The 17367-nt window shown below is 37.5% G+C and carries 19 protein-coding genes and 1 riboswitch; of the genes, 9 read left to right on the plus strand and 10 right to left on the minus strand.

Annotated features, from left to right (window positions below; all coding sequences use genetic code 11):
- Positions 1-5: 5 nt before the first annotated feature.
- The 6 genes from GNP81_RS17055 to pspF all read right to left on the minus strand — a co-directional run bounded on the left by GNP81_RS17055 (position 6) and on the right by pspF (position 6385).
- Positions 6-830 (minus strand): peptide ABC transporter ATP-binding protein, encoded by an 825-nt coding sequence (locus GNP81_RS17055; protein WP_005422269.1) that lies wholly within the window; start codon positions 828-830, stop codon positions 6-8.
- Positions 814-1827: a peptide ABC transporter ATP-binding protein gene (locus GNP81_RS17060; protein WP_005422271.1), complete on the minus strand. Its 1014-nt coding sequence runs from the start codon at positions 1825-1827 to the stop codon at positions 814-816. The genes GNP81_RS17055 and GNP81_RS17060 overlap by 17 nt, the downstream gene beginning before the upstream one ends.
- Entirely contained in the window at positions 1827-2714 is an 888-nt protein-coding gene (sapC, locus tag GNP81_RS17065) for a putrescine export ABC transporter permease SapC (protein ID WP_155674033.1), read from the minus strand. Before sapC ends, GNP81_RS17060 begins: the two co-directional genes overlap by 1 nt.
- Positions 2701-3663: an ABC transporter permease gene (locus tag GNP81_RS17070; protein ID WP_155670023.1), complete on the minus strand. Its 963-nt coding sequence runs from the start codon at positions 3661-3663 to the stop codon at positions 2701-2703. Before GNP81_RS17070 ends, sapC begins: the two co-directional genes overlap by 14 nt.
- Positions 3663-5288, minus strand: a complete 1626-nt coding sequence (gene sapA, locus GNP81_RS17075) for an ABC transporter substrate-binding protein SapA (protein ID WP_155674032.1) — start codon at positions 5286-5288, stop codon at positions 3663-3665. The genes GNP81_RS17070 and sapA overlap by 1 nt, the downstream gene beginning before the upstream one ends.
- Before the next feature lie 77 nt (positions 5289-5365).
- Positions 5366-6385, minus strand: coding sequence for a phage shock protein operon transcriptional activator (gene pspF / locus GNP81_RS17080; RefSeq protein WP_155670019.1), 1020 nt, complete (start codon positions 6383-6385; stop codon positions 5366-5368).
- A 175-nt stretch (positions 6386-6560) separates the two neighbouring features.
- On the opposite strand from pspF, the gene pspA reads away from it, so the two are divergent.
- The 6 genes from pspA to thiD all read left to right on the plus strand — a co-directional run bounded on the left by pspA (position 6561) and on the right by thiD (position 11528).
- Positions 6561-7226, plus strand: a complete 666-nt coding sequence (gene pspA, locus GNP81_RS17085; protein ID WP_155674031.1) for a phage shock protein PspA — start codon at positions 6561-6563, stop codon at positions 7224-7226.
- Positions 7227-7289: 63 nt separating this feature from the next.
- Entirely contained in the window at positions 7290-7514 is a 225-nt protein-coding gene (gene pspB / locus GNP81_RS17090; RefSeq protein ID WP_005422281.1) for an envelope stress response membrane protein PspB, read from the plus strand.
- The gene (gene pspC, locus GNP81_RS17095; protein WP_155670015.1) at positions 7514-7900 is read left to right on the plus strand and encodes an envelope stress response membrane protein PspC; all 387 of its coding nucleotides are present in this window, start codon (positions 7514-7516) and stop codon (positions 7898-7900) included. The genes pspB and pspC overlap by 1 nt, the downstream gene beginning before the upstream one ends.
- Before the next feature lie 95 nt (positions 7901-7995).
- Positions 7996-9393: a YcjX family GTP-binding protein gene (locus GNP81_RS17100; RefSeq protein WP_155674030.1), complete on the plus strand. Its 1398-nt coding sequence runs from the start codon at positions 7996-7998 to the stop codon at positions 9391-9393.
- Entirely contained in the window at positions 9390-10421 is a 1032-nt protein-coding gene (locus GNP81_RS17105; protein WP_155674029.1) for a YcjF family protein, read from the plus strand. The genes GNP81_RS17100 and GNP81_RS17105 overlap by 4 nt, the downstream gene beginning before the upstream one ends.
- A 53-nt stretch (positions 10422-10474) precedes the next feature.
- A riboswitch (TPP riboswitch) is annotated at positions 10475-10572 on the plus strand.
- Between the two features lie 101 nt (positions 10573-10673).
- Entirely contained in the window at positions 10674-11528 is an 855-nt protein-coding gene (thiD, locus tag GNP81_RS17110) for a bifunctional hydroxymethylpyrimidine kinase/phosphomethylpyrimidine kinase (RefSeq protein ID WP_155674028.1), read from the plus strand.
- On the opposite strand, the gene GNP81_RS17115 is transcribed toward thiD, so the two are convergent.
- Positions 11521-12312 (minus strand): GGDEF domain-containing protein, encoded by a 792-nt coding sequence (locus tag GNP81_RS17115; protein WP_155674027.1) that lies wholly within the window; start codon positions 12310-12312, stop codon positions 11521-11523. The two genes, thiD and GNP81_RS17115, sit on opposite strands and share 8 nt — an antisense overlap.
- 376 nt (positions 12313-12688) lie before the next feature.
- Between GNP81_RS17115 and GNP81_RS17120 the strand changes: the two genes are divergently transcribed.
- Complete coding sequence (locus GNP81_RS17120; protein ID WP_196587384.1) at positions 12689-14350, plus strand: methyl-accepting chemotaxis protein; 1662 nt, start codon at positions 12689-12691, stop codon at positions 14348-14350.
- A 57-nt stretch (positions 14351-14407) separates the two neighbouring features.
- On the opposite strand, the gene GNP81_RS17125 is transcribed toward GNP81_RS17120, so the two are convergent.
- The gene (locus GNP81_RS17125) at positions 14408-15106 is read right to left on the minus strand and encodes a metal-dependent hydrolase (RefSeq protein WP_155674025.1); all 699 of its coding nucleotides are present in this window, start codon (positions 15104-15106) and stop codon (positions 14408-14410) included.
- A gap of 56 nt (positions 15107-15162) precedes the next feature.
- Here GNP81_RS17125 and GNP81_RS17130 point away from each other — a divergent pair, with 56 nt between their 5' ends.
- Positions 15163-15333, plus strand: coding sequence for a hypothetical protein (locus GNP81_RS17130; RefSeq protein ID WP_005422305.1), 171 nt, complete (start codon positions 15163-15165; stop codon positions 15331-15333).
- A 165-nt stretch (positions 15334-15498) separates the two neighbouring features.
- Here GNP81_RS17130 and GNP81_RS17135 read toward each other — a convergent pair whose 3' ends face one another.
- The gene (locus GNP81_RS17135; protein ID WP_005422307.1) at positions 15499-16167 is read right to left on the minus strand and encodes a YiaD family glycine zipper/OmpA-like lipoprotein; all 669 of its coding nucleotides are present in this window, start codon (positions 16165-16167) and stop codon (positions 15499-15501) included.
- 142 nt (positions 16168-16309) lie between these two features.
- Positions 16310-16777 (minus strand): transcriptional regulator OhrR, encoded by a 468-nt coding sequence (gene ohrR, locus GNP81_RS17140; RefSeq protein ID WP_196587383.1) that lies wholly within the window; start codon positions 16775-16777, stop codon positions 16310-16312.
- Positions 16778-16927: 150 nt separating this feature from the next.
- Here ohrR and ohr point away from each other — a divergent pair, with 150 nt between their 5' ends.
- The gene (gene ohr / locus GNP81_RS17145) at positions 16928-17350 is read left to right on the plus strand and encodes an organic hydroperoxide reductase Ohr (protein ID WP_155674023.1); all 423 of its coding nucleotides are present in this window, start codon (positions 16928-16930) and stop codon (positions 17348-17350) included.
- The last annotated feature ends 17 nt before the right edge of the window (positions 17351-17367 follow it).

The following is a 17367-nucleotide window of genomic DNA, read 5'->3' on the forward strand; positions in this document are numbered from 1 at the left end:
ATCCTTTAGCATTCAATTTTTGGTGTCGCAGCACTGATGCGTTGTTTTCTATCGTGAGTCGGAGCATCAAAATGGCTTTCTAAAAGACGTTGTGTGATTGAATGTTGAGGATTAGAAAAGATCTCTTGTGTTGGACCTTTTTCAACAACTTCTCCTTCATGCATTACCATTACTTTGTCGGTAATGTGTTTCACTACACCAATGTGTTGTGATACGTAAATAAATGAAATGGCCATTTCTTGTTGCAGTTCCAAAAATAAATTAATGATTTGAGAACGCATCGCCATATCTAAGCCGTTTAAAGCTTCATCAGCAACGATAATTGATGGCTGAAGAATTAATGCACGAGCCAAACAAACACGTTGTTTTTGACCTGTAGCAAGCATTTGTGGGTAAAAATAAGCATGCTCAGGTAATAAGCCTACACGAAGCAAGGTGTCTTTTACTCGTTGTTGACGTGCTTCTGGTGGCATGCTGGTATTACGTTTTAACGGACCTTCTAAAATTCGGCCAATTTGAATTCTAGGATTTAATGAGGAATTTGGATCCTGAAAAATCATTCGAATTAGCTTACAGCGAGTTTGAAAGTCTTTGTAATCTAATACTTCGCCATTAACTTTGATTATCCCTGATGTTGGTTCAACAACCCCAGCTAACATACGAGCAAGTGTGGATTTACCAGAACCATTCGCTCCAATAAAACCAAGAGTCTGTCCCGCTTCTAAAGAAAAGCTAACAGGTTTAACTGCTTCGCGTACTTGCTTACGGAATAATCCAGTACGAAATACATAGTCTTTTTTAAGATCAGTAACCTCAAGAAGCGCAGTCATTCTTCTTCTCCTCAAAATTTAATGGGAAATGGCAGCTAAATTTGTGATCTTTCACTTTTTGTCTTTCTGGTACTTGAACACATTTACGTTGTGCATATGGACAACGGGGTCCAAGACGACAACCAATGGGTAAATGTTGTAGAGGCGGAATTGTACCAGGTAGTGATTCCAACTTAGCTTTGTGTGGGATCCCATCTTTACTAAAATCAGGCATAGCACGAAGCAGAGCATTGGTATATGGGTGCTTTGGCGCTTCAAGGATATCTTTACGACAAGCCGACTCTACTGATTGACCACAATACATAACCGTGATTCTATCTACCCATTGAGTGAGGGTGATTAAGTCGTGGCTGATTAATAAAATTGTCGTGTTGTTAACCTGATTCATTCGACTTAGTAAGCGGAATATTTGTGACTGTGTCACAGCATCCAATTCATCGGTCGGTTCATCAGCAATTAAGATCCGTGGTTTGTTGGCAATTGCCATTGCGATCATTACTTTTTGGCACTCACCATCTGTCAGTTCGTATGGGTAGCACTTCATAATACGTTTATGATCTTTGATACCAACTTTGTGGAGTAGGGCTATTGCGCCTTTCGTACGCCAATTCCACCGTTGCCACCAACTACCTGTAAAATATTTAGAAGGGATAGCTTCTTTTAATTGATTACCCACTTGTTCTGATGGATCAAGACAGGTTGATGGCTCTTGGAAAATCATTGCCATTTCACGCCCGATAACACGACGTCGCTCTTTAGGAGATAGCGCTAATAAATCAATATTACCTAAGCGCATGCGGTCTGCACTGATTTTCCAGTTATCTTTAGTAATACCTAAAATAGCTTTAGCTACAAGAGATTTCCCTGAACCAGATTCCCCTACTAAACCACGAATTTCACCTTCATTTAAGGTTAAACTCATGCGGTCTACCGCTTTCACCATGCCTTGTGGTGTTTCTAGCTCAATGGTTAAATGACGAATATCTAATAACGGCATTATTCTGTCCCCGCATTTAACGCTCGTTGAATACCATCACCAACTAGGTTAATGATAATAACGGTAAAGGTAATCACAATACCGGGTAATGTTACTGTCCATGGAGCGGTATAAATTAATTCAATAGAATCACCTAACATGGCCCCCCATTCAGGACTCGGTGCTTGCGCCCCTAAACCAAGGAAACCTAATGCGGTGATATCTAAAATTGCAACAGAGATCGCCAGTGTCATTTCAGCAACCATTACAACCAGAATATTAGGTAATATGGAATTCCATAAAAGATAGAAGTTGTTTGCACCATCTAATCGAGCTGCGAGAATATAATCTTTTTCAACTTCACTATGAACAGCCGTATAAACAGCTCGAACAAAGCGTGGGATAAGCGCGAGCCAAATAGCTAATAAAATATTAAACTCACCAAATCCTAAAAATGCCACGAAAATGATCGCAAGCAATAGAGATGGGATAGATAAAATGGTATCGAGTAGGTGGTTTAACGTACTGGATAACAATCCTTTTGTCATACCTGCAAAAATACCAATTACACAGCCAACAAAACCCGATAGTAAGGCAACGATAACCGCATAACCAAAGGTTAATTGTGAACCCATGAGTAATCGTGACAAGATGTCTCTACCTAGATCATCTGTACCTAAGAAAAAGATAACATCCCCTTCAGAGCTCCATGATGGAGGCATCAGTAAATAATCTGATTGCCATTGTGGGTCATATGGACTTAACCATGGGGAAGTGAGTGTGATAATTACAATCAGTAATAAGCACCAAAAACCAAACATAGCGAGTGAATTCGCTCGATAACTCAACCAGAAACGCTCCATTTGAGTAGGGATATGTTCTTCTTGATATACACTATTTGAGAGCATAGAACTCTTTCCTTACTAACGGGTTAACTGCTGCACCCAGTAAATCAGATAAAATATTGGCTAATAAAATGAATGACGCAACGGTAATAACGCCAGCCTGAATAGCGACAAAGTCTTGATTAATGATGGCATCAAGTAGCCAACGCCCAACACCCGGCCAATTAAAAATGGATTCAGTTAAGATCGCCGCGGTAAACAAGCCAGATAACTGAACACCTAATTTGGGAATAATTGGAGGTAAGGCATTACGGATAATGTGTTTGACCATTATTTCAAATTTAGATAAGCCTTTAGTATGAGCAACTTTGATGTAGTTTTGTGTAATAACCGTAGCAACAGACGATCGCATCAAGCGTACAACTTCGGTCATTGGTGCAATAGAAAGCACCAATGTTGGTAAAATTAAATGCTGAATAATGTTCTCAAGCATTTCTGCTCGATAAGGCGACTTTGAAGCAAGCACATCAATGAAGGCAAATCCTGTTTTAGCATCGAATTCATACAATAAGCTGTAACGACCTGAAACAGGAGTAACGCCTAGCTGTAAACTGAAAAACATTAATACTAATAATGCAATCCAGAATAAAGGCATTGAATAACCAACTAATGCGATGGATGATATTAGTGTGTCTAAAGGTTTTCCTCTACGCATTCCGGCAATAGTACCAATCGGTGTACCTATTATCAGAGCAATAAAGAAAGCAAAGAAACAAAGTTCGATAGTGGCAGGAAACACTCGAAGTATTTCATCAAGCATATTTACGCCATATTGATTTACACCTAAATTACCATTTAATAGTTGGCCAAGATAAGTTAACCAACCAGATAGAAAAGGTGTTTGTGCCCAAGCTGATGCCTCATCTAGACGTAAAATATTAAAACCAATCAGAGTTAAAATGAGTAGGGTAATAATAAATAAATTAAAGCGTCTAATGGTATAAATCCACATTAGTTCAACTCCTTAACTCTAACAACATTATGGAAAGAGTAAGTATTAAAAGGGCTTAATGTGAAGCCTGTTAAAGACGATTGATTTGCTTGGTATTTCACTCCGTGAGCCAGAGGAATAACAGGTAACTCTTCACTTAATAAGTTTTGAATTTGACGGTAAATATTAATGCGATATCTTGGTTGATTTGTTTCTTTAGCTAAATCTAATAACAAATCAAATTCTTCGTTACACCAGTTTGCGACACCAAAGCCAGCTTGTTTTGCATCACACGAAAGCAACGGTCTAAGTAATGAATCAGGATCTGAGCTGTTTGCATTCCAGCCAGTAAGCACCAAATCGACATCAGCATCTTTTAGTTCATTTGGATTTAAAATATCAGAGGTGATCAGTTTTAAATCTATGCCTAATTTTGCAAAGTCACTTTGAATAATCTCTGCAGATTTTTTCGGACTTGGATTGTATGAGTTATTATCCAGAGGGACCCACATAGTTAGTTCTTGTCCATCTTTAACACCAGCCTCTCGTAACAAGCCTTTAGCGTAATTGAGATCATAGCGAATGTGTGAATTGTCGTTACCATAAGCCCATGATGCCGGAGGTAAAATGGATTTTGCTTCAATCCCTGAATTGTAATAAACCGAATTAATTAGACTAGAACGGTCGATAGCAAAGCTGAGCGCTTTTCGAACTCGTTGATCTTGTAAGATAGGCTCTTGCATATTAATTGCGATATACGCTACGTTCATTGCGGTCTGAGAGTACAAAGTCAATGCGTCATTATCAATAATGATTGGTAGTTGGCTTGATATTGGATTAGCAACAACATCGCACTCTTGGCGCAGCAGTTTTGCTAAAGAGCCTGTTCCTCTGCTCGAAATATCAAAAACAACTTGAGACATGTTAGCAGGACCTTGCCAATATTCATCATGACGTTTTAAACGCACTAATTCACTTTTTTGGAATTGAACTAACTTAAATGGACCTGTACCTACTGGTTCAACATCAATTAATGCTTTTTCGTCTATTGCAGCTAATTGTTGTGCGTATTCTTCTGAATGAATAACGGCATAGCTTGCAGCGAGAACCGATAAAAAGGTGTTATCTGGTGTTGATAAAATGAATCGCACCTGATGAGGTGTGATTGCTTCAACAGACGTAACCATTTGAGAAAAGTTTATACTGTTAAACCAAGGATAGTCTCCTGAGTTAACGTTATGAAATGCGTTACTTTTATCTAAGATTCGATTAAAACTGAATACCACATCATTAGCTGTTAAAGCTCGAGTTGGAGTAAACCATTCGGTTGTATGAAACTGAACATTCTGCTTTAAATCAAATGTGTAAACGGTACCCGTATCATCAACCTGCCAAGAAGTAGCGAGGTTAGCTGAAGGTTTTTGCGTTACAGGATCGATGATAAGCAAACGGTCATAAATTTGAGCGCTTATGGCCTCAAGAATGCTGTTGCCGTCAGAAATCTGTGGGTTAAAAAAATCCACATTTCCAGATTCACAATAAATGAACCCTGTGTCATGAATCGTTTGTTTGATCCCCGCATCATAACAAGCTGTTAGATTAAATAATCCAGTAGCAGCTATGAGTAGGCGCGCAATAATCTTCATAATGACCGTAGTTTTATCGATTTAAATTAATGAACCTGCCATTTTATACCCAAGTGACTGGTTCTGCACTCAAATATCTAAGAATATCCCTTGATTGTGGTCAAGAGTTGATGTTTTTTTAATAATCCACGAAATTGATGATAAGTAATGCCTAATTCTTCAGCAGCTTTTCGTTGGTGGTACTGTGTTTCAGTTAATGCTTGTTGCAGTAATTCTTTTTCTTGTTCTAATTGAAATTGCTTTAGATTCAAAGGTAAAGATGGATTGTTATCTTGCTTTATCGTCTTGTTGATTATAGTTGAAGAATCTTTTGTTGGCGCATTTTCCCAAGGTGCAATAAATGGGTTTATTTGAATTGATTCTATCTGAGCTTCTTGGTGATTATGTTTAAATACCGCTCGTTCAATACAATTACGAAGTTCGCGAACATTACCAGGCCAGTCATAATCTAAAATTTGATGCTTAGCTTGGTGAGAGAAACCCGCGAAGTAGGTCAGGTTCATTTCCTGGCACATTTTGATTGCAAAGTGTTCTGCAAGTAATAAAACATCGTTTTCACGGTATCGTAGTGGTGGCAGGTGAATGACATCAAACGAGAGCCTATCTAATAAATCAGCTCGAAACTTTTTCTCACTAACCATCTCCTGAGGATTTTGATTGGTAGCACAAATTAGACGAACATTTGCTTTTAATGTTTGTGAGCCACCAACGCGTTCATATTCTCCATACTCAATCACTCTGAGTAGTTTTTCTTGTACAGTAAGAGGAGCGGTAGTGAGTTCATCGAGAAATAAAGAGCCGCCATCGGCACGTTCAAATCGACCTTGATGACGTTGCTTTGCACCCGTAAAAGATCCTGCATCGTGGCCGAAAAGTTCAGAATCGAGCGTTCCAGAGTTTAGAGCTGCGCAATTTAAACTAACTAATGGCTCATTCCAGCGCTTAGATAAAAAATGTAAACGTTGGGCAATTAACTCTTTACCTGTTCCTCTTTCACCAAGGATCAGTATCGGTCTATCAATTGTCGCTAATTGCGAAGCATGGTCTAGCGCAGATAAGAATGCATCAGACTCCCCAACTAAGCTGTCTTTTCTCATTACGCCTCCATTTATGTGGCTATTTTGACTAAAAAATAGTGTTTTTAATCATGGCTTATTTATTGTGCGTGGTCAATATTAAATAACTTATTGATTTATATAGAGTGAAAAAGTGGCATACATTGTGTAATAGCTATATTAAAAGCAAAATCGTTTATTTAGTGAGGATTCAATTATGGGTATTTTTTCACGTTTTGCAGATATCGTTAATTCTAATGTAACTTCTTTATTGGATAAGGCTGAAAATCCGGAAAAGATGATCCGTTTGATCATTCAAGAAATGGAAGATACGTTAGTTGAGGTACGTACAGCATCGGCAAAAGCGTTGGCAGATAAAAAAGAGTTAACTCGAAAAATCAGCTCTATTGAAGCACAAATTGCAGATTGGCAAGATAAAGCCAGTTTAGCATTGCTTAAACAAAGAGAAGATCTTGCGCGTTCAGCTTTAATTGAAAAACAAAAAGTTCAGGATATTCTTTCTAGCTTAAAAACCGAATTTATTTTGGTAGAAGAGAGTATTGAGAAGCTGAGCGCAGAATTAATTGAGTTAGAAACTAAACTGACAGAAACAAGAGCAAGACAGCAAGCATTAGTGATTCGTCAACAAACTGCACAACATAGAAATGACATTAAATCACATACACATTCAGGTAAGACTGAACGTGCTATGGCTAAATTTGAGCAATATGAACGCCGAATTGATGAGTTAGATGCTAAAGCTGACAGTTACTCTATTGGAAAAGCAAATTCATTAGAACAAGAGTTTGCTGAACTGCAAGCGCAAGATGAAATTGATAAAGAAATTGAGCGTCTCAAAGAACAAATGAAGAAAGACGCATAGTCATCTACTTAAACAAGAATTGTCTGAATGGGTAGAGAGTTAATAATTATTTAGGAGAAAACAATGAGTAGCTTTTTTGCTTTCCCATTGGCTGTATTTTTTATTTTTGTTGCACCTTTATGGTTGTTTTTGCATTACCGAAATAAGGGTAAAGCAGGACAAGGTTTGTCATACGAAGACGGCCAGTTACTGAAATCAATGACAGAACGTGCAGATAAAATGCAAAAACGCATTGAAACGTTAGAGAAAATTCTAGATTCGGAGTCCCCAAGTTGGAGGGAACGCTAATGTCAAGAGAGCTATATAGAGATACTCGAAACGGAAAAATTGGAGGAGTGTGCGCCGGTATTGCTCAATACTTTGGTGTCGAGCCTTGGATTGTTCGTATATTGGTGGTATCAGCTGCGCTATTCAGTGCTGGATTTCTAGTTATGCTTGCGTATTTTGCTGGTATGTTGTTTTTAGATAAAGCGCCTATTGAGATGTATTATCGTGCAGAAGAAAGTCGTGAGCATACCGTAAAAAATAAACCATGGCAGGCAGGGCAGTCTGCATCAGAGGTGATTAAGCGTGTTGATCGTGATATGGCGAGAATGGAAGAAAAAATTCGCCGTATGGAAGGTTATGTAACTTCTTCTGAATATAAAGTACGTAAAGAGTTTCATAACTTATAATCTTATTTATAACAAAGTAATACCTTGTTCATGGAGTGTTCAGATTAGGTTCTGTACACTCCACTTTGTATGAATGAATAAAGTGAGAACAATAAATGAGCAAATTAACTAAAGAAATGAACAGATGGGTTAGTCGTAGTATGGATCGTCATGTGAAATTGGCTGTCACAGGACTTTCTCGTGCAGGTAAGACTGCATTTATCACCTCTTTAGTTAATCAATGTTTGAATGCTTCTACAAGTGACAAACTTCCTTTATTGTCTGCGAGTCGTGAAGGGCGAATGGTTGGAGCCAAACGAGTTCCGCAAACTAACCTATCAATTCCAAGTTTTACTTATGATGAAGGAATGGATTCACTGTTATCTGATCCACCAACTTGGCCAGAACCAACAAGAGATGTCAGTGAGCTACGTTTAGCCATCAAATTTAAACCTAAATCTGGGGTGCTTAAGCATTTTCAGGACAGCGCAACTCTGTTTGTGGATATTGTTGATTACCCCGGTGAGTGGTTATTAGATCTGCCGTTGTTGGATATGGATTATTTGGCATGGTCAAAGCAACAGCAAGCTAATTTAACAGGGCACCGTAAAGTGCTTTCTGAGGCTTGGTTGCAAGAAGCAAAGCTGCTAGATCCACTTGCTCCTGTTGATGAAAAACAATTGGCACGTATTGCTGAAGCGTTTACGCATTATCTGCATACTTGTAAAGATGAAAAAGGACTTCACTGGGTACAACCTGGTCGCTTTGTATTACCTGGGGAGCTTGCGGGTGCTCCAGTTTTGCAATTTTTTCCGTTTATGTTTTTACATAAATACACAGAAGAAGAATTAGCAAAAGCAAAGAAAGGGTCAAATATTGCTGTGCTCAAGCAACGTTATAAACATTACCAACAAAATGTGGTTAAGAAGTTTTATAACGATCATTTCCGTCATTTTGATCGTCAGATTGTTTTAGTTGATTGTTTACAACCATTAAATGCAGGAGAAAATTCATTTAATGATATGCGCCAAGCAATAGATCAATTAATGCATAGCTTTCAATATGGAAAAAGTTCATTACTTAAGCGTTTGTTTTCACCAAAGATAGACAAGGTATTATTTGCCGCAACAAAAGCGGATCATGTTACTCCAGAACAACATCCAAATATGGTGTCGTTGTTGCAACAAATGATTTATCAAACATGGCAAGAAACCGCTTATGAAGGAATTAAGATGGAGTGCATGAGCATTGCTTCCATTCAAGCAACAAGCGCGGGAATGATTGATGAAGATGGTGAGATCTTTGCGGCAATTTCTGGAATAAATACAGCTCAACAGTCAATGATGATGTTTCCTGGAGAAGTACCAAAACGTATACCAAGTAAAGCGTACTGGGAAACAGAACCATTTAATTTTATGAGTTTTCAGCCATTAAAAAATGAGAATGATAGACCGTTACAGCATATTCGAATGGATAAAGCGATACAGTTCTTATTGGGAGATAAATTGATATGAGTGAGTTAAAAAAACAGCGTGTTTTTCAATCGCAGGAACTAAAACAACAAGATGTAGTTGAATCGCTGAACACTCAAAAATTGTTTAATGATAATGTGACATTCATTCCTCAGAAGACAGAGGATGAAGAGGAGGTAGATACCTCAGATATAGAAATGTCATTAATAAAAAAGAGAACACATTGGAGCATTAAGACTCTGGTTATTGGTTTTTTAGGGTTAACGCTTTGGCAGAGTGTTGACCATGTTATTACTGCTATTCAATCGGCCGATTTTCTTTCATTAGGATGGGCTGGATTAATCAGTTTTGCAGCATTAATGGGTGTAACGGCCATTGGTCGAGAATTATTGACACTTCGTAAGTTAAAAGATCGTGCTGAGCTTCAAGAGCAAGTTACAGAACTGATAGATGGTAATGGTATAGGGCAAGCAAAGGTTTTTTGTGAAGGTCTGGCTAGAAAAAACTTAAAACTTAACCCTATTGAATATACTCGTTGGCAGAACAGTATTGAAGCACATCACAGCAATGCTGAAGTATTTGAAATGTACGATAGTATGGTCATCTCTGTTCAAGATAAACGAGCAAAAGCTTTAATAAGTAAGCATGCTGGTGAATCTGCTCTAATGGTTGCATTAAGCCCATTAGCTGTCGTCGATATGTTATTAGTTGCATGGCGTAATATCCGATTAATAGAACAAGTATCAGAAGTTTATGGGGTTGAATTAGGCTATTGGGGCCGGTTGCGCCTATTTAAAATGGTTCTACAAAACATGGCTTTTGCTGGAGCAACGGAAATAGCAACGGATGTTGGTGTTGATATGATTTCTACTGGTTTAGCTGGAAAATTATCAACTCGTGCAGCTCAAGGTTTAGGTATTGGTTTAATTACGGCTCGTTTTGGTTTGAAAACCATGAACTTAATGCGTCCATTGCCTTGGATGAATGATGAAGCACCTAAATTATCAGATATGCGTAAAACGATTGTGGCTCAACTAGCATCAAAGTTAGGAACACAAAATTCAAACTAGTTAACATCTTCATAAAAATCATACTATTTACAAATCAATTAATGATAGTATGAGCTCATTAGTCGGGGAGCCAATAGGCTGAGATCGCAATAGCGAACCCGTTGAACCTGATTCAGTTAGTACTGACGTAGGGAACTAATGGTCCTTTGACACGATCTTTTTAGATCCGTTTCTTTTGATGAGAGCTTACGCTTATACGTAGGAGTAATCTCATTTGACTGTTTTTCCTAGACGTTAGTTAGGGAAATAAACATGTCTACATTAACAGCAATAACCTCTTCTAAATCATCTACTTTAAATAAAATAGCAGCAACTCCTATTGTATTAACCATTGCTGGCTCTGATAGTGGTGGTGGGGCTGGTATTCAAGCCGATATTAAAGCTATTTCAGCTACAGGAGGTTATGCTTGCTCTGTAATTACGGCATTAACCGCTCAAAATACTCAAGGGGTCACAGGAATTTATCCAATTAGCTGTGATTTTGTTGAACAACAACTTGATGCTGTTTTTTCTGATTTAAATGTGATTGCCGTTAAAATTGGAATGTTGAGTGACTCAGATATTATTCACTCTGTAGCTAAAAAAATTAAACAATATGCTCCTCAATTTTTAGTGGTTGACCCTGTTATGGTAGCAACTAGTGGAGATTTACTTCTTCAAGCATCTGCAATTGATAGCCTTAAGTCTGAATTACTTCCACTTGCTGATGTAATCACTCCGAACCTCCCAGAAGCGGCAGCATTAATTAATGCTAAAGTGCCAAAAAATGAAGTCGAAATGACAGCAATGATCAATCAACTTCGTCAATTAGGTGCTAAGTCGATTTTATTGAAAGGCGGGCATCTAGAAGATGATATAAATAGTACCGATTTACTTATTCTTTCTGATACCGTTGAGCGTTTATCAACGGCACGTATTGAAACTCGGAATACTCATGGAACGGGTTGTACTTTATCATCAGCAATAGCATCTTATCTAGCTCAAGGGTATAAATTGCAAGATGCAGTAAGCTTAGGGAAAGAATATATTACTCAAGCGATCATTTATGCTGATAAGTTAAATATAGGTAAGGGACATGGACCTGTGAATCATTTTTATTCTAGATAGTTATCTTTTGCTCTTTTTGTTCTTTTTTCATTTTATACATCGCTTTGTCTGCTGATATTAAAGCCGCTTCAACGTCATTTAGGTTAGTGGTTTTAATTCCATATGCAAAGCTCACCTGCTCATTTTCAAGTTGCTTATTGACGTGTTCTACAAACTCATTTGCTCTTCCTTTATGGGTAATAGCTATGAATTCATCTCCTCCGACACGTAAAGCCATTTCCTTTGGATGGCAGGCATATCTTAAAGCATGAGCAAATCTAATTAGCATAAGATCGCCAATCGGGTGGCCTTTTAGGTCATTAACAAGCTTTAGGCCATTTAAATCAAAATAGATTAAATCGAACTCGTCGAATGGAATTTCGGATAATTTCTTACGGTTATATAACTGAGTTAAATCATCTTTTTTATTTGCTTTGATAAGGCCGGACATCATGTGTGTAACACCAATAGCGATAAATACAAAAGCGACAAATAGAGATCCGTCGTCAAGTATTGTGTCGATAACTTCAAATCTATCGGCATATTCTTCAATTTGGGGAACTTCAGTTAAGAGATCGTAGGCTTTATTGAATAGCAATAACCAAGAACCAATAAGTAAAAATCGATGAGGTTTAAAAACAGAATAAGCGGTTTGGTATATATAAATTAAGAGAATGAGGGTGCTGCCTTCAAACCCGAGATCGGCTAATGACTCAAACCCAAGCTCTTGGTAGAAGGCAATACATAAAGATAGACCAAAAAGTAGTATAAAAGCGGTGATTAGGGGACTTTTTCTGTCTAACATGAAATGAACCATTCAATAATGTATTGATATACATACCATACTTCGTTTTCATTAAAAAATAAATGCTCACAAAGGATAAGTTTAAGTAAATTGGGGATAATAGAAACAAAGTTGAAGTTATTTGCGTAATTTAGCAATAAAAATGCGATAAGTGACGTTTGTTATCAACAAATATTATTTTGTGAAGTTAGAAAGCTATGTTTAAGGTAATTACTCTTTTCTTGTAGAAAAGTAAGGTAAATGTAAATGGCATGATGTGATGACATTTCTTTAGTGAATTATTGGCACGAAAATTGATAATAAAATGGAATAATAATTATGTTATCCGCTGCAACTTATAACAAAGAAGTAGATGGAGCTTCCAAAGAGAAAATTTATGAACTTATCAATAAAATCAAGATTGTATTTGCTTGCAATATTGCCAATCGTTTTAACCTCTTTGTTAATCATGTTAATGACATACAAAGAAACCAATGCGCTTAATCAAGCGCAAATGGATATGACGCGTACGCAAATGATGGAGATGAAGCGCGTAGAACTGAAATCGTATTTAGATATCGTTTCATCTGAGTTGGAACACCTTGAAAAACAAGGGAAATCAATAGATGAAGTGCTTGAAACACTAAAACCGATTCAATTTGCTGATACAGGTTATTTATTTGGTTTCAAATCCAATGGTGTACGAATTTTACAAGGTAATACCAATGATATTGGTAATAATATGTGGAATGCGAAAGATAAAAGAGGCAACTATTTAATTCAAGATATTATTACTGCCGCTAAAAATAAGTCTGGATATTCAACATATTACTACCCTAAATTAAATGAAACGGTTGCTTTACCTAAGTTAGCTTATAGCGTTTATTTTTCTACATGGGATTTGATTGTAGGTACTGGTTTTTACACTGATGATGTTGATGCCGTTATTGCTGATATGAAAGCATTAAGTGATGCACAACTTGCGCAGAGTATGAAAGCAATTGTTTTATTTACATTAATTATTGTTGCTGTTGTTGCTATGATTGGTTTTTACATCAATAGAAGCATTATGTCTCCGATTCAAAAGTTTGATGAATCTATTCGTTCATTTGCTTCGGGTGATGCTGATTTAACAGCGAGAATGCCCGAATTTACTGTTCCTGAGTTTAACCAATTGAGTCATAATTTTAACTTATTTGTTAGTTCTCTACATCAAATTATCAGTAATGTATCGCTAGTTAGTCAAGATGTTGTCGCTGAAACTACTCGAATGTCAGAACGTTCAGCACAAGTTAATGCTGTTGTGACAAATCAGCGTTCTGAAACTGAGCAAATTGCTACAGCAATGACTGAGTTAACGACGTCTTCTCATGAGATATCTGCTAATGCTGAGCAAGCAGCTAATTCAGCTCAAGATGCTGATAATAATGCACAAGTTGCAATGCAAACCGTAAATGAAGCATCAGAATCAGTGAAGACGTTAGCTGCAGAATTGGATGAAGCAAGTGATGTTATTTCAAAACTTGAAGGTGATGTACAAAATATCGCAAGTACGTTATCCGTTATTCAAGATATCGCTGAACAAACTAACTTGTTAGCTCTTAATGCGGCCATTGAAGCGGCAAGAGCTGGGGAGCAAGGGCGTGGTTTTGCCGTTGTTGCTGATGAAGTTCGTAAATTAGCGAGTCGTACTCAAGAGAGTACAGCACAAATTCATCAACGAATTGAAGCGCTTAAGTCAGGTTCTGATTCTGCGGTACAAGTGATGGCGGCAAGTAAAAACTTCAGTACATTGACCGTAACTAAAGCGGTTGCGGCATCTGAGTCGTTAAGCCAAATTTTAGTGTCTGTTAATACAATCATGGAAATGAACTCATTAATAGCGACAGCGACCCAAGAGCAGAGTTTGGTTGGTCAAGAGATCTCTGAGCGCATTGTATCAGTATCTGATCAGAGTTCAGAATCAGCAGATTTAGCGAGTCAAAACCGCTCTGGTGGTATTGTGTTAAACCAAAAAGCTAACGAACTATCAGAGTTAGTTGAGCGTTTTACACTTTAATCGATAAGTAAATTAATACATAAAAGCACAAGATTGATGAGATCTTGTGCTTTTTTATTACCATAATTTAAAGGTATCCCAATTACTTAATGCTTCAATACTTGAATCAGTTGGAGGTGCTAAAAAAGCTAAAATAACCGTAGCAATTACGAATATTGCAGATAGCGACAAGTTTGAAAAATCTGTCAGTTTTAATGCTGAACCAAATGAGCGTTTAATACGAACATTGGCCAAATCAACACTGTATATTTCGTCTAATAGAAGATGAATGACACCACCACAGAATACAAAGATGCCGGATAACCAAGCAAATAGATCCGCATTTTTAAATTTGTCATTGATAATAAAAGCGGTTGTGTTTGTGGTTAGTAAGCCGCAAAAGAGCAAAAATAACAGTGAATGACATATGCCTCTATGAATCGTTTGCCACTCGAACACGTTTCGGATCCCGTATTTTATAATTAGGTGTATTACCACGGGTAAACCAATTAAGAGCATAAATTGCCTTTCATTAATGGCATCACTCGTAAAATAGCGAATACTGAGTAAAACAATGCACACAGTAAAGAGGTTAAAAATAATATCGAGAGAGGTTGAATTGTCTGAGTCAATATCAGGCAGTAGGCCACCAATGGTACCTAAAAACCAAAGCCATAATGCAGTATCAAGATCGATATGATTAGCGGAAAGAAGTGCAGCAGATGCGACACCTGATGTTAATGCGGCGACATTTAAATGTGTGCTGAAATTTGCCATAGGTTTTCTAAGAATTCTTTTGTAATATGAAGGCTGATTAATTGAGATAAGAAATTATGTTTAAAATATTTGCATTACTGTTCATCGCGTTAGGTATCTATATCGGAATGAATTACGGCGATGAAGTTCAAAGTGTTATGGATTCAGATGCCTTTGAGCAAGTACAAGATACTTTGGTTGATGGAAAAGATCTTGTGATTGAAAAAATTGAAGATGCTGTTCAGTAATAATTAGCATGTTCGATGGATAAAATAAAAATCCCCCTTGATAGCAATATCGTGGGGGATTTTTGATTCTATACAAACGAATCATGAAAACAAGAGAATAACTGTTTTTATATACAGTTATTCTCTGTTTTGGTTAAATTCACGGCTAACGATGCGTGAATTAACTTATTTAAGCGGTAAAATTGTGATTTCTACACGGCGGTTACAAGCACGGCCTTGTTTTGTAGAGTTATCACAAACTGGGTAACGAGCACCGTAACCACGAGCATTAACTCGACCAGCAGCAACGTCTTGCTTAATTAGGTAAGTACGTACTGAATCAGCACGTTGCTCTGATAGTGTTTGGTTTTTAGTTGCATTACCTGAACTGTCAGTATGACCATCAATTTGAAGAGCTGTATCTGGGTACTCAACAAGGATACGCGCAACACCGTTTAATGTGTTGTAGATACTAGCATCTAATTGGTATGAGCTAGATTGGAAACCAATGCCGTTGTCCATTACGAGTTTAAGTTCGTTTTTGCCTACACGTTCAACTTGAACGCCAGAACTCTTAAGTTCATTACGTAGTGCTTTTTCTTGTTGGTCGAAGTAGTAACCTACACCACCACCCACAGCACCACCTGCAGCTGCACCAATTAATGCGTTTTTACGACGCTCTTTTGCGTTATCACCTGTTGCAAGACCAATTGCAACGCCTGCAAGTGCACCAGCAAGAACGCCTTTAGTTGCTGAGTTTGTTTCAGACTCACCAGTTGTTGCGTTTTGGCGTTGAGTTGCCTGACAGCCAGTTAATGAAATAAGTAATGCAAGCGCAATTGTGATTTTTTTCATGTTTTTCTCTAGTTATATACATCTGTGGCGCGCAGTTTACTCCTAGATGATCAAAAATCAATGCTTTATGTGAAAGGTTATTGACAAAAATACTGATAATAACGTGATAAATGTCACCTCTATGTTTAGAGAAATAGAGAGCTTATTTTTCTAGATTTGCTAATAGCTTTTCACAGGTCGCTTTTAACTGTTGCAGTTCTTCAAGCTGTAATTGGCTTTTACAAAAAATACCATCGGGTACAGATAGAGCTTTGTTTTTTAGTTCAATACCTTGTTTTGTAAGGAAAACCAAACGGATACGCTCGTCTTCTTTGCTGCGCTCTCTTGTGACTATTCCTTTTGATTCTAATCGCTTAAGTAAAGGGGTTAGGGTGCCAGAGTCAAGGTGTAGATCATGTCCTAGCTCTTTTACATTAATGCCATTTTTTTCCCAAATAACCATCATTGCGAGATATTGAGGATAGGTAAGATCCAATGCATTGAGCAATGGGCGATATGCTCTGATCATGGCATTAGATGCGCTGTATAAAGAGAAACACACTTGATTCTTAAGTAATAATTGAGGGGAATCAATATTATTTTTATCTTGGGTTTTGTGTTGTTTTTCCATTGATGCCTCTTTGAATAAAAATAGATTGTGCACAATATACTTGTATTTCATTTAAGAATCGACATATACTGAATGAAATTAAATTGTACGCAATCTAATTGTTGGCAATTTTTATAGATTAAATAGAATTTAGAATAAAGGGGCACCATCATGACAACATTGTATACAACAAAAGCAACGGCTTTGGCTGGACGTAGTGGTCAAGTAAAAACAGATGATAATATGCTTGAGCTTGCATTAAGTTATCCAAAAGAAATGGGCGGTACAGGGGAAGCAACGAACCCAGAGCAGTTGTTTGCAGCAGGCTATTCCGCATGTTTTTCAAATGCGATTCTTCATGTGGCTCGTGAAATGAAAATTAAGTTAACTCAAGCTCCAGTAACTGCTGAAGTTGGTATAGGCCCAAATAGTGCGGGTGGTTTTGCTTTAACGGTTGCGCTTGCTGTTGTACTTGATTTAGAAGACCAACAAGCACAACAATTAGTAAAAGCAGCGCATCAAGTTTGTCCATATTCAAATGCGGTTAAAGGGAATATTGATGTAAAACTCTCTGTAAATGACGTAGCACTTTAACTTGTAAGGAATGATTA

Origin of the sequence: Aliivibrio fischeri (assembly GCF_009727955.1) — a bacterium.
Classification (GTDB): Bacteria; Pseudomonadota; Gammaproteobacteria; order Enterobacterales; family Vibrionaceae; genus Aliivibrio; species Aliivibrio fischeri_A.

Excerpts from the sequence above, each read along its gene's own strand:
- GNP81_RS17055 (WP_005422269.1), bottom strand. The coding sequence starts at position 830 with ATGACTGCGCTTCTTGAGGTTACTGATCTTAAAAAAGACTATGTATTT.
- GNP81_RS17060 (WP_005422271.1), bottom strand. The coding sequence starts at position 1,827 with ATGCCGTTATTAGATATTCGTCATTTAACCATTGAGCTAGAAACACCA.
- sapC (WP_155674033.1), bottom strand. The coding sequence starts at position 2,714 with ATGCTCTCAAATAGTGTATATCAAGAAGAACATATCCCTACTCAAATG.
- GNP81_RS17070 (WP_155670023.1), bottom strand. The coding sequence starts at position 3,663 with ATGTGGATTTATACCATTAGACGCTTTAATTTATTTATTATTACCCTA.
- sapA (WP_155674032.1), bottom strand. The coding sequence starts at position 5,288 with ATGAAGATTATTGCGCGCCTACTCATAGCTGCTACTGGATTATTTAAT.
- pspF (WP_155670019.1), bottom strand. The coding sequence starts at position 6,385 with ATGAGAAAAGACAGCTTAGTTGGGGAGTCTGATGCATTCTTATCTGCG.
- pspA (WP_155674031.1), top strand. The coding sequence starts at position 6,561 with ATGGGTATTTTTTCACGTTTTGCAGATATCGTTAATTCTAATGTAACT.
- pspB (WP_005422281.1), top strand. The coding sequence starts at position 7,290 with ATGAGTAGCTTTTTTGCTTTCCCATTGGCTGTATTTTTTATTTTTGTT.
- pspC (WP_155670015.1), top strand. The coding sequence starts at position 7,514 with ATGTCAAGAGAGCTATATAGAGATACTCGAAACGGAAAAATTGGAGGA.
- GNP81_RS17100 (WP_155674030.1), top strand. The coding sequence starts at position 7,996 with ATGAGCAAATTAACTAAAGAAATGAACAGATGGGTTAGTCGTAGTATG.
- GNP81_RS17105 (WP_155674029.1), top strand. The coding sequence starts at position 9,390 with ATGAGTGAGTTAAAAAAACAGCGTGTTTTTCAATCGCAGGAACTAAAA.
- thiD (WP_155674028.1), top strand. The coding sequence starts at position 10,674 with ATGTCTACATTAACAGCAATAACCTCTTCTAAATCATCTACTTTAAAT.
- GNP81_RS17115 (WP_155674027.1), bottom strand. The coding sequence starts at position 12,312 with ATGTTAGACAGAAAAAGTCCCCTAATCACCGCTTTTATACTACTTTTT.
- GNP81_RS17120 (WP_196587384.1), top strand. The coding sequence starts at position 12,689 with ATGAACTTATCAATAAAATCAAGATTGTATTTGCTTGCAATATTGCCA.
- GNP81_RS17125 (WP_155674025.1), bottom strand. The coding sequence starts at position 15,106 with ATGGCAAATTTCAGCACACATTTAAATGTCGCCGCATTAACATCAGGT.
- GNP81_RS17130 (WP_005422305.1), top strand. The coding sequence starts at position 15,163 with ATGTTTAAAATATTTGCATTACTGTTCATCGCGTTAGGTATCTATATC.
- GNP81_RS17135 (WP_005422307.1), bottom strand. The coding sequence starts at position 16,167 with ATGAAAAAAATCACAATTGCGCTTGCATTACTTATTTCATTAACTGGC.
- ohrR (WP_196587383.1), bottom strand. The coding sequence starts at position 16,777 with ATGGAAAAACAACACAAAACCCAAGATAAAAATAATATTGATTCCCCT.
- ohr (WP_155674023.1), top strand. The coding sequence starts at position 16,928 with ATGACAACATTGTATACAACAAAAGCAACGGCTTTGGCTGGACGTAGT.